Annotated in this window: 11 protein-coding genes; 8 read left to right on the forward strand and 3 right to left on the reverse strand. The window is 64.9% G+C overall.

Annotation, left to right across the window (positions count from 1 at the left end; genetic code table 11):
• From FHS94_RS17355 to FHS94_RS17365, 3 genes are all read right to left on the reverse strand, one after another.
• Positions 1 to 278: alpha-hydroxy-acid oxidizing protein (locus FHS94_RS17355; protein ID WP_184060248.1), on the reverse strand; the 278-nt coding region annotated here is incomplete at its 3' end.
• A 14-nt stretch (positions 279 to 292) separates the two neighbouring features.
• Positions 293 to 1,057, reverse strand: coding sequence for an L-rhamnose 1-dehydrogenase Lra1 (lra1, locus tag FHS94_RS17360; RefSeq protein ID WP_184060250.1), 765 nt, complete (start codon positions 1,055 to 1,057; stop codon positions 293 to 295).
• A 14-nt stretch (positions 1,058 to 1,071) separates the two neighbouring features.
• Positions 1,072 to 1,890 (reverse strand): IclR family transcriptional regulator, encoded by an 819-nt coding sequence (locus FHS94_RS17365; protein WP_184060252.1) that lies wholly within the window; start codon positions 1,888 to 1,890, stop codon positions 1,072 to 1,074.
• A 148-nt stretch (positions 1,891 to 2,038) separates the two neighbouring features.
• Between FHS94_RS17365 and rhmD the strand changes: the two genes are divergently transcribed.
• Genes rhmD through FHS94_RS17405 form a run of 8 tightly spaced genes read left to right on the forward strand, consistent with a single transcriptional unit; the run spans position 2,039 to position 11,422 of the window.
• The gene (gene rhmD, locus FHS94_RS17370; protein ID WP_184060254.1) at positions 2,039 to 3,226 is read left to right on the forward strand and encodes an L-rhamnonate dehydratase; all 1,188 of its coding nucleotides are present in this window, start codon (positions 2,039 to 2,041) and stop codon (positions 3,224 to 3,226) included.
• Between the two features lie 13 nt (positions 3,227 to 3,239).
• Complete coding sequence (locus tag FHS94_RS17375; RefSeq protein WP_184060256.1) at positions 3,240 to 4,118, forward strand: 2,4-didehydro-3-deoxy-L-rhamnonate hydrolase; 879 nt, start codon at positions 3,240 to 3,242, stop codon at positions 4,116 to 4,118.
• Complete coding sequence (locus FHS94_RS17380) at positions 4,115 to 4,864, forward strand: SDR family NAD(P)-dependent oxidoreductase (protein WP_184060258.1); 750 nt, start codon at positions 4,115 to 4,117, stop codon at positions 4,862 to 4,864. Before FHS94_RS17375 ends, FHS94_RS17380 begins: the two co-directional genes overlap by 4 nt.
• Positions 4,864 to 5,769, forward strand: a complete 906-nt coding sequence (locus FHS94_RS17385; protein WP_184060260.1) for an amidohydrolase family protein — start codon at positions 4,864 to 4,866, stop codon at positions 5,767 to 5,769. Before FHS94_RS17380 ends, FHS94_RS17385 begins: the two co-directional genes overlap by 1 nt.
• Before the next feature lie 10 nt (positions 5,770 to 5,779).
• Positions 5,780 to 6,928, forward strand: a complete 1,149-nt coding sequence (rhaT, locus tag FHS94_RS17390) for an L-rhamnose/proton symporter RhaT (protein ID WP_184060262.1) — start codon at positions 5,780 to 5,782, stop codon at positions 6,926 to 6,928.
• A 3-nt stretch (positions 6,929 to 6,931) separates the two neighbouring features.
• Positions 6,932 to 8,518 (forward strand): glycoside hydrolase family 43 protein, encoded by a 1,587-nt coding sequence (locus FHS94_RS17395; protein ID WP_184060264.1) that lies wholly within the window; start codon positions 6,932 to 6,934, stop codon positions 8,516 to 8,518.
• On the forward strand, positions 8,515 to 10,107 hold the full coding sequence (locus FHS94_RS17400; protein ID WP_221234858.1) for an MGH1-like glycoside hydrolase domain-containing protein: 1,593 nt from the start codon (positions 8,515 to 8,517) through the stop codon (positions 10,105 to 10,107). Before FHS94_RS17395 ends, FHS94_RS17400 begins: the two co-directional genes overlap by 4 nt.
• Before the next feature lie 13 nt (positions 10,108 to 10,120).
• Positions 10,121 to 11,422, forward strand: coding sequence for an MFS transporter (locus tag FHS94_RS17405; RefSeq protein ID WP_184060266.1), 1,302 nt, complete (start codon positions 10,121 to 10,123; stop codon positions 11,420 to 11,422).
• Positions 11,423 to 11,689 lie beyond the last annotated feature (267 nt).

Raw genomic sequence — 11,689 nt, forward strand, 5'->3', positions numbered from 1 at the left:
GCCTGCACCTCGCCGCGACGAGCGTTCATGCCCGCAAGCCCGATCGGCGCGAGCGCCACCGGCAGCGCCATCTTGCGCCCGAACAGCTCGGTGGAGGGGTCCAGCGTGCCGATGTCGCGCAGCACCCGCTGGCGCAGTTGCACCTCGCGCAGGTCGGACAGGTTCCGGCCCAGCGTCGTCTCGCTATACGATCCCCCATCGATATACTCGAACAGGAACGGCGGAAGGCGGCGGTGCGCCAGTTCGCGGAAGTCTTCGGTCGAGGCGACGATGCTCATGCACTCGAACCCACTTATTGCAGGTTCACGAAGGCACCGCCGTCCACCAGCAGCGCCGCGCCCGTGACGTAGCGCGCCATGTCGGACGCAAGAAACATGATCGGCCCCGCCAAGTCTTCGGGCTCGCCCAAACGGCCCAGCGGCACGCGCGCCGCCATGCGGTCCCGCTTCTCCGCATCCGCGAGGTCTTCCCGATTGATCTCCGTCAGGATGGTGCCGGGTAGGACGGAGTTGCACCTGATCCCATGGCGGCCGAGCGCGATCGCGGCGGATTGCATGAGCGAATGCACGCCGGCCTTTGTAGGTGTGTAGTGGGTCTGGAATTCACCGCCGACGAGCGCCGAAATAGAGGACACCGCCACGATGGAGCCGCCCTGCCCCTGCTCCACCATCCGGTTCGCGGCAGCCTGGACCATGTAATAGGCGCCATGCAGGTTGACGCGCATCGTGCGCTCGAAAGTCTCGGCAGGCATGTCGAGAAAAGAATGAAACGGGCAAATGCCGGCGTTGCTGACAAGTGTGTCGACCCGTCCCAGCGCCCCCACGGCGGTCTCCACGAACGACTCAGCCGTACCGCGCTCCCCGACGTCGCCCTTCAGCGCCAAACCGCGGCGGCCGAGCGCCTTGATCTCGGCCACGCACGAATGGGCGGCATCGTCGTTGCCGAGGTAATTGATTGCGACATCCGCGCCCTGACGCGCCGCCTCGATCGCGGCAGCACGACCGATGCCGGTTGATCCGCCAGTAATCAGCACCGCCTTGCCATCAAGCAGCCCCATATTCGCCTTCTCCTTTATCCCGACCAGCCGAGTTCCCGGCTGACCGCGCCCGCCGCGTCCCGCACGTCCTGGGCAAGGTCCGCCATTCGATCATCGGACATGTACTGCGCGGCGCTGGACACGCTGATCGCCGCCACGATTGCACCCCCGGCGCCCCGGATCGGCGCCGCCACGCAGCGGATCAGGTCTTCATTCTCTTCCAAGTCAAAAGAATGACCAGACTGCGCATAGGCCCGCATCCGACCCTCCCAGACCGCATAGTCCATTGCCGGCGCCCCTGCGGCCTGGTCCTGCGCAAACAGGACAGCCCAGTTCTCGGGCGCGTGGTCGATCAACAATGCCTTGCCAAGTCCGGTCGAGGTCAGCGGGTGACGGTCGCCGACGCGGCTGCGGATATCAACCCGGCGGCGCCCAGCAATCTTGTCGAGGTAAAGCGCGCGTTCGCCGTCCAGCACGCCCAGGTGGACCGTGTCCTCCGTGGTCGCCGCTAGTTCCTCTAGGTGCGGGCGCGCAACCTGGACGATGTCCGTCTGTCGTTGTGCCAGGAAACCAAGTTCCAGCAGCTTTGGTCCGAACTGGTATCCGAGCCGAGGCGTGAAGGTGAGATAGCGGCGTTCGATCAGGGCGGTGGCCAGCCTATGAGTGGTGGATCGGGTCAGGCCCAGCCGCACGGCGAGATCGGGCAGGGTCACGGGCCCATCACCCATCGCCTCGATTACATCCAGTCCGCGCAGCAGCGTCTGACTGCCAGTGGACGCCTTGGCTTCGCCCTCCACGGACGCGCCGGCAACCTTGCGGGCGACCAAATCAGGATTTGACGGAGCGTTTCTCATCTTATAACACTCTTTCCCATAATATGGAATTTCAGTGACGGCAAGGATCACGGACATCTGGGAGACGGCATGAACCATCGCCGGGAACCGAGTACCAGATAGTGGTACGGATGCCGCTTGTCTTTGCGGTCACTGAAGGAGGGGGTCGATGACGCTACCCAAAATCAGGCATGTGCGCGCCTTCACGGTGCGCGGCGGCGGCGCTGATTATCACGACCAGGGCGCGGGTCACTGGATCGACGACCATATCGCGACCCCGATGGCGCGGTATCCTGAGTACCGGCAATCGCGGCAAAGCTTCGGGATAAACGTACTCGGGACCCTTGTGGTCGAATTGGAGGCCGATGACGGCACGATCGGCTTTGCCGTGACGACCGGCGGCGAGCCTGCCGCCTTCATCGTCGAAAGGCACCTCGCCCGCTTTCTCGAGGGCCGCAGCCCGGTCGACGTCGAGAAGATCTGGGACCAGATGTACTTTTCCACCCAATATTATGGGCGCAAGGGTCTGGTGGTGAACGCCATTTCAGGCGTCGACCTGGCGCTTTGGGACCTGCTCGGCAAGTTGCGGGGGGAACCCGTCTACCACATGCTTGGCGGTGCGGTACGCGACGAGCTCACCTTCTACGCCACCGGCGCGCGGCCTGACGTCGCGAAAGAATTAGGCTTTGTCGGCGGCAAGCTGCCGCTCCACCATGGTCCAGCCGAGGGCATCGAGGGGTTGCACAAGAACATCGCAGCCCTCGCCGACATGCGCTCCGGCGTGGGTGATGATTTCTGGCTGATGCTCGACTGCTGGATGAGTCTCGACCTTGATTATGCGACCCGCCTTGCAGCGCGCGCATGGGACGAGTGCGGGCTGAAGTGGATCGAGGAAGCGCTCTCCCCCGATGATTACTGGGGATACGCCGACCTGAAGCGCAACGTTCCGCCCGGCCTGCTGGTCACAACGGGCGAGCATGAAGCGACGCGTTGGGGTTTCCGCATGCTCATGGAGATGGACTGCTGCGACATCATCCAGCCGGACGTGGGCTGGTGCGGCGGGATTACGGAGCTGATCAAGATCGCCAACTATGCCGACGCGCGCGGCGTACAGGTGATCCCGCACGGCTCCTCTGTCTACTCCTACCACTTCGTGATTACCCGGCATAACAGCCCGTTTGCCGAGTTCCTGATGATGCATCCCGGACCGACCGAGGTGGTGCCGATGTTCGCACCGCAGTTGCTGGGCGAGCTGGTGCCGGTAAATGGCCGCATCCGCGCGAGCGAGCTGGACCAGCCCGGCTTTGGCGTCGAGCTGAACCGCGACATTCCCCTTCACCGCCCATATACGCACTGAGGACCGTTATCCCATGAAGCTTTGCCGCTACGGCCCGCGCGGCGCCGAGAAGCCCGGCATCCTCGACCAGCAAGGCCGTATTCGCGACCTGTCTGGTACAATCGATGATCTGACACCCGCCACTGTCACGCCCCAGCAGCTGGATCGCCTCCGCGCGATCGATGTGGAGGGTCTGCCGGTGGTCGAAGGCCAGCCCCGCCATGGCGTTCCGGTTGCCGGGATAGGCAAGTTCATCGCGATCGGCCTCAATTATGCCGACCACGCGCGCGAAGCCGGACTGGAGCCCCCGCCAGAACCGATCTTCTTCACCAAGGCGATTTCCTGCCTATCCGGCCCGAACGACCCGGTGATGATCCCGCGCGGGTCCGAGAAGACGGATTGGGAGGTGGAGCTGGGCGTCGTGATCGGCCGCACCTGTCGCTATGTCGAGCAGGCGAGCGCGCTGTCCCATGTTGCCGGCTATGTGCTCGCCAACGACTTGTCCGAGCGCGCGTTCCAGAAGGAGCTCGGCTCGCAGTGGGACAAGGGCAAGGGCTGCGATACCTTCGGTCCAGTCGGCCCCTGGCTGGTGACGCCGGACGAGATCGGCGACCCGCAGGCGCTCGACATGTTCCTCGATGTGAACGGTCGCCGCATGCAGACCGGCAACACCGCCACCATGATCTTTCCAGTGGCAGAGTGCATCGCCTATGTCAGCCGCTTCATTACCCTGCATCCGGGTGACCTGCTGATCACCGGTACGCCGCCAGGGGTGGGCGAAGGGCAAAAACCCGACAAGATCTTTCTTCGCCCGGGTGACACGATGCACCTCGGCATCGCGGGCCTTGGCGAACAGCGCCAAGAGGTCGTCGCCTTCGACCTCGATCGCCTGAACGATGGGGCACGGGCGTGATCACTTTCGAAGGCCGCTTCAGTGGACGGGCCGCCATCGTCACCGGCGGCGCATCGGGCCTTGGGCGAGATGTCGCAGCCCGGATCATCGCCGAGGGCGGGCAGGTTTCACTGTGGGATGTGAACGCGGAAGCCCTAGAAGCTGCACGCCAGGAAACCGGGGCCGCTCATAGCCGCGCCATCGACGTCTCCGACCACGCCGCAGTCGCACATGCCGCGGCGGAGACCGTCGCCGCACTGGGTCGGATAGACGTCCTAGTCTGCTCGGCCGGCATCACCGGCGCGACCGCGGCCGTGCAGGACTATCCGATCGACAGCTGGCTCCGGGTATTCGACATCAACGTGAACGGGCTGTTCTATTGCTGCCGCGCGCTCGTGCCGCACATGGTGGAAGCGGGATATGGCCGGATCGTCAACGTGGCTTCGGTCGCCGGCAAGGAAGGCAATCCCAACGCGTCGGCTTATTCCGCGTCCAAGGCGGCCGTGATCGGCTTCACCAAGTCGCTCGGCAAGGAGCTGGCCGACAAGGGCGTCGTCGCCAACACGCTCACACCCGCCACGTTCGACAGCCCGATCCTGGAGCAGCTGCCGGCAAGCCAGGTCGACTACATGCGCTCCAAGATCCCGATGGGGCGGCTCGGCAATGTCGAGGAGTCGGCCGCCATGGTCTGCTTCATGGCATCCGAAGAGTGCAGCTTCACCACAGCCGCGACCTTCGATACGTCCGGGGGACGGACCACCTTTTGATGACACCGGGTGGGGTCCCCTTTGTCGATGCGCACGTCCACCTGTGGGACCTGTCGCGGCACCGTTATGCATGGCTGACCCCGCCTTTCGCGGACGACGGGCCGAACGGCAACGTATCGACCATTGCCGCCACCTACCTGGCAGCCGACTATGCGCGGGAGGCGGCGAACTGGCCGGTTGCAGGCTATGTCCACGTCGAGGCCGGTGCCGATGCTACCCAGGCACTGGACGAGACGAGCTGGCTTGAAAGCCTGGACGACGGCCCTGCCGGCATTGTCGCCTTTGCGGCGTTGGACCATCCAGACCTGGACAGGTTGCTGAGGGCGCAAAGCGCTCACCGCCGGGTGCGCGGCGTGCGACACATCGTCAACTGGCACCGCGATTCACGCCGGACCTACACACCCCGCGACGTGACGGGCGACGAGGGCTGGCAGCGTGGCTTCTCAATGCTCGCGGACCACAATCTATCCTTTGACTGCCAAGCCTACCCCGGCCAGTTCCGGCGCCTCGCCTCGCTGTTCGATCGTCACCCGGACATCCCCGTGATCGTGAACCATGCCGGCATGGGCGTTGAGATCGACGCGCAGGGTGCCGCCGAGTGGCGGGACGGCATGATCGCCCTCGCCGCCCTGCCCCATGTCGCGGTAAAGATTTCCGGTCTTGGCTTCGTCTGGCGCCCGATGGATCGGTCGGCCGCCCTCGGCCGTGTGCGCGAAACGATCGACTTCTTTGGTGCGGACAGGGTGCTGGTCGCCAGCGATTTTCCGACCGACCGGCTCTTCGGCAGCTTCGATGACGTCCTAGGGCTGATAGCCGAAGCGACCGTCGACCTGTCCGACGCCGACCGGCGCGCCGTCTGGGGCGGTAACGCCAACCGCCTGTACCGCCTTGGCCTGAGCATCTGAGGAACACGCCGTGACACCCAATCCCCTGACCGGCGTCGCCTTTCACTGGCTGGGTGGCCTCGCCTCCGCCAGCTTCTATGTACCCTACCGCGGCGTGAAGCGCTGGTCGTGGGAGATCTACTGGCTCACCGGTGGGATCGTCTCCTGGCTGGTCGCGCCCTGGTTTTTGGCCAGCCTGCAGACCCGCGACCTGCTCGGCGTGCTGTCCGCCGCGCCGACGCCTGCGCTGGTCTGGCCGATCGTTTTCGGGGTGCTGTGGGGATTTGGTGGTCTCACCTATGGGCTGACGATGCGTTATCTCGGCCTGTCGCTCGGCATGGCGGTGGTGTTGGGGCTGTGCACCGTGTTCGGCACGCTGATCCCGCCCATCTTCCAGGGCGATTTCGCGTCCAAGCTGCTGGACACGCCGAGCGGCAATATCATCCTGCTCGGCCTTGCCATCACGCTCGCCGGCATCATCGTCGTAGCGCTGGCTGGCGCGGCCAAGGATCGCGCCGTTTCCGCAGAAGAAAAGGCCGCGGCCGTGGCGGAATTCGATTTCCGTCGTGGTGTATGGGTCGCGGTCTTCTCAGGCATCATGTCTTCCTGCTTCGCTTTCGGGTTGGCTGCGGGCGAGCCGATCAAGGCCCTGTCCGCGGCTGCCGGGACCGGACCGCTCTGGACCGGGCTGCCGGTCCTGTGTCTGGTCATGTTCGGGGGCCTGCTGACCAACGCGGCCTGGTGCGCGTACCTGATCGTGCGCAATCGCAGCGCGGGTGAATGGTTCGGCCGCGTGGCCGCGGACGAGAACTCCCCCGCTGGCGCCAGCACGACTGCGGACCGCCCTACCCCATTCGAGCCTGCTTACCTCGGCGATAGCACGGTGACGCCGGGAAAACCGCCGCTCGCCCGCAACTTCCTGCTCTGCGCAGTGGCGGGCGCCGCCTGGTATTTCCAGTTCTTCTTCTACACCATGGGCGAAAGCCAGATGGGGCGCTTCGGCTTTTCCAGCTGGACGCTCCACATGGCATCCATTATCATCTTTGGCACCCTCTGGGGCTTTGCATTTCGCGAGTGGCGCGCCGCCGCACCCCGAGTGCGCGCGACCGTCTGGAGCGGCGTCGCGCTGCTGGTCGGGGCGACGGTGGTGATCGGCTATGGCAACATGCTGGGGGCCTGAGTCATGCGGTCTCGCCTCCTGCTCGCCGCTGCCGCTCTCGCGGCCAGTTCCGCACCGGCCTCTTCTGCACCAAACGCCGCGGCCTATACCAATCCCATCCTTTACGCCGACTATTCGGACCCAGACGTGATCCGCGTTGGCCGTGACTATTATCTCGTCTCGTCCTCGTTCCATTTGTCGCCGGGCATTCCCGTGCTGCACTCGCGTGACCTGGTGCATTGGCGGATCATCAGCCACGTCCTGCCCCGCCTGACGTTCGCGCCCGAGTACGACATGCCCGGCCCGCACACGCTGAACGACAGCATATCCAAGCCGGTCGGGGGTACGCGCTATGCGGGCGGGGTCTGGGCGCCGTCGATCCGGTTCCACAAAGGCCTGTTCTACGTTTATTGGGCGACGGTCGACGAGGGCATCTTCATGGCGACCGCCAAGGACCCTGCCGGTCCCTGGAGCAAGCCGGTCAAGGTCGTCGACGAGCGCATGCTCGAGGACCCCTGTCCCTTCTGGGACGAGGACGGCACCGCCTGGCTGGTCCATAGTCGGCACGGAGCAGGTCCCCTGATCCTGCATCGCATGAGCCCCGACGGCCGCCGCGTGCTGGACGCGGGAAAGGTGATCGTGGAGGACAAGGCCAATCTGCCGATCCTGGAAGGCCCCAAGGTCTATAAGCGCAACGGGTGGTACTATATTCTCGCCCCGTTCGGCGGGGTCGAGAAAGGCGCGCAGGCAGCACTCCGTTCACGCAGCATCCAGGGGCCCTATGAACAGCGCGTTGTCCTGGCCCAGGGCAGCACAGCGCTGGCGGGCCCGCACCAGGGTGGTTGGGTGGAGACACCTTCGGGCGAAGGCTGGTTCATCCATTTCAGTTCAACCGGCGCCTTTGGCCGGATCACCTATCTGGAACCGCTGCGTTGGGTCGATGACTGGCCGTTTATCGGCGATCCGGTGCCCGGCCAGACCTATGGCCAGCCGGTCGCGACCCACGCCATGCCCAATACGGGATCTTCGCCCACCGCAGATGCCATCCAGACGTCTGACGAGTTCTCGGACGCGCAGCTGGGGCTGCAATGGTCCTGGAACCACAACCCCAACGATCGGGCCTGGAGCCTGACCGAACGGCCCGGCTTCATGCGGCTGACCGCACTGCCTGCTCAGCACCTGGTTACGGCGCGCAACACGCTGACCCAGATATTGCATGGGCCAGCCAGCCGCATCACCACGCGCCTGGACGCAAGCCGGATGGTGGACGGGCAGCGCGCGGGCCTGACCCTGTTCGGCGTTCGCCCGAGCTGGATCGGCCTGGCGCGCGAGGGTGGCGCAACCCGTATCACGCTGGCGAGCGAGGGACGGGAAACGCCCGGCCCCATCCTCTCCACCGCCACCGTCGTCCTGTCGGCCGAGGTCACGCCCGACCAACACGTTCGCTATGCCTATAGCCTGGATGAGGGGAAAAGCTTCGTGACGTTGGGCGAGCCGGTCCAGCTTGCGCGCTTTTCCTGGTGGAAAGGATCACGGCCGGCGCTGTTCACCTTCACGCACGGCAAGACCAGCGGGGTCGTGGATGCCGACTGGTTCCGGGTGGCGCGATGATCGATCGCCGCTTCTTTCTCGCTGGATCGGCAGCGCTCGCCGCCTCGGGACCGCTGCGGGCCGCACAGCAGGCGAGCGAGCCGACCACGGGCAGCGTCGTGTCGGACGCCCCCGTGTTCCGCACCGGCAATGCGCGTTGGCAGGCGGCTTATGACAAGGCGCTGGACGTGCTGGCCCGCAACGTGCGGATCATGCCCTATGTCAGCAAGCCAGTGCTGATCGAAGGGTCCGTCTATCGCGGCGTCTGGCAGGAGTGTGGCCCACACGAAGCCCTGCTTTACCGTCATTGGCGACCCGATGTGGCGGTGAACAGTCACATGACCTTCTTCGACCTGCAACGCGCCGACGGCCAGCTGCCCGCAAACAACAAGGAGACCGAAACCGGCTTCGGCCAAATCCAAATGGTGGTGCCGATCGCCGCCACCGCGTGGGACCTGGCGCGCGCCACCGGCGACGAGGCGCTGCTCCACGCAGCCTATTCCGCCTGTTCCGCCTGGGACGCCTGGCTGATGCGGTACCGCAACACGCTCGGCACCGGGTTGGTTGAGGGCTTCTGCACCTACGACACCGGCCACGACAACAGCCCGCGCTGGGCTGGACTGCCCAACCAATGCCCAAACAAGAACGCCAAGCAGCACCATGCGATCGCCAGCCTACCCCGGCTCTGCCCGGACCTGTCAGCGACGGTCTACGGTGCCCGGCGGGCGCTGGCGGCAATGGCGCGCGCACTCGGCAAAGGTGCCGAGGCGGACCGGTGGGAGGACCAGGCGAGCGCGATCCGTCGCACGATCCTGGCGCGGCTCTGGTCCGAAGGGGATGCCGCCTTTTACGACCGTGACGCGACGGGACAGTTCGTGCGCGTCCGTGGCGACGTGCTGACCCGCATGTGCGGGGAACATGTGCCGGACCAGGCAATGTTCAACGCGATGTGGCGGCATCAGCTGGGCGACCCGGCCGCCTTCTGGACCCGCTTCCCCCTCCCCTCCATCGCCGCGAACGACCCCGCGTTTGTCCGGCCCATCCCCGCCAACAGCTGGGGCGGTGCATCTCAGGCACTGACCGCGATGCGGGCGGGACGATGGTTCGACCGTTACGGCCGCTCCGCGGAGTTCGGCCACATGATGACCCGCTGGTGCGAGGCGATCATGGCCGACATGACCTTTCGCCAGCAAATCGACCCGAGCACCGGCGTGTTCACAGGCGGCGAGGACCGGCCGGACTATTCGCCCTGCGCGCTGGTGATGGTCGAAAACAGCTGGCGCCTCGTGGGCATGACGGAGGAAGATGACGTCATTCATTGGAACATCCGTCCTCGCCACCTCGCGGCTCGAGAGGCGTCCCTGTCGCGCCGAACAGGAAAAGGCGGTCGTGCAGCGATGCACTATAGGGAAGATGCCGCTGAATTGAGCATCAATGGACGTGCTCTGGCGCGTGTCACGGGCCATGCCCGGCTCGTCACCGACGTTACCGGCCATCCCGTGCAGCTGGTCGGCATCGAGCGCGGGACGGAGCGGGTCACGGTTCAATTGGCCGACTCCGCGCCGCGCACCTTCCGCCTGCGGCCGAACAAGCATGTTCCGCTTAACTAATGGTCCCGCTGGCATGAAGGATGGAAAGGGCGAGAGCCCTGCGGCGAACACGTTGGCCGCCACGACGCGCATGGGCCGATACCGCTGGACGGTCTGCGCCCTGTTGTTCGCGGCGACCGCGATCAACTATGTCGATCGGCAGATGATCGGCGTGTTGAAGCCGACGCTGAAGAATGAGTTTGGCTGGTCCGAAGGGGATTTCGCCACGATCATCTTCTGGTTCCAGCTTGCCTATGCAGTCGGTTATGTCGGCTTCGGGCGGATCGTCGACGTGATCGGCGCACGCGCCGGCTACACCGTTGCGATCCTGATCTGGACGGTCAGTCACATGGCCCATGGTCTCGCGACGAGCATAACCAGCTTCGCCCTGGCACGCGCCGGATTGGGAGTTGGTGAAGCAGGCAACTTCCCCGCGGGCATCAAGGCCGTGACCGACTGGTTCCCTCAGCGCGAGCGAGCCTATGCCATCGGACTGTTCAACGCGGGTGCCAACATCGGGGCAATTGTAACCCCCCTGCTGGTCCCGTTCCTGGTCCTGGCCTTCAACTGGCGCGTCGCTTTCTACCTGACCGGGGTATTCGGCCTGTTGTGGCTGGTGGCCTGGCGCATTCTCTATCGGCATCCCGACGAGCACCCGCATGTTTCGGCGGCAGAGCTCGTCCATATTCGCCAGGATCCGCCTGACGATGTCCAGACACTATCCTGGGCGAGGGTCGCCACCTATCGCGAGACATGGGCTTACGCACTGGGCAAGTTCTTCATCGACCCGATCTGGTGGTTCTTCCTCTTCTGGCTTCCCGGCTACCTGTTCGAGCGATACGACATGGACCTGAAGACCTTCGGTCTTCCGCTCGCTGCCATATACCTCATCTCTGATGTGGGCAGCATCGCTGGCGGGTGGCTTTCGTCCCGACTGATCGCAAGTGGGTACACCTGCAACGTGGCGCGAAAGGTCACCATGCTTCTCTGCGCGGTTTGCGTCCTTCCCATCTTCTTTGCGCAGAGCATCGGCAGCGTGTGGGGCGCGGTAGCCGTGATCGGACTGGCCACGGCCGCACACCAGGCCTTCTCCGCCAACCTTTATGCACTGCCCTCCGATATCTTCCCGCGCAGCGCCGTGGGGTCGGTGATAGGGATCGGAGGCACTGTGGGCGCGATCGGCGGCATGGGGATGGCCCTGTTCACGGGCCACGTTCTGGATGTGACGGGCAACAACTATTCGGTCCTTTTCGCCATCGCAGGCAGCGCTTACTTTCTCGCCTTGCTTGTGGTTCATCTGCTTTCTCCGCGGTTGTCACGCGTGCGCGCCCGGTGAGCGGTAGATAGAGCGACGGCTTACCTCGGATCGGTTCGCTTCCCGCCTCTGGCGGCCGTCTCGCGAAGCTATTTGACGCCGGTGATCTGAAGGGTCGAGAACCGGAGCCTGTAATCGGACCAGCACTCGGCCAGTGCTTCGGCCACAAGTCCCTGGTAGGCTGAGGAGCATCGTTGGCGAGGTCGTCCTGCGAACCACCCATCGCATTCAGCATCCACGAAACGAGTAATAGAGCTTGGTCCTGTGACATGCGGCAGGAATATGCTG

Origin of the sequence: Sphingomonas aerophila, from assembly GCF_014199305.1 — a bacterium.
In the GTDB taxonomy this organism is placed as follows: domain Bacteria; phylum Pseudomonadota; class Alphaproteobacteria; order Sphingomonadales; family Sphingomonadaceae; genus Sphingomonas; species Sphingomonas aerophila.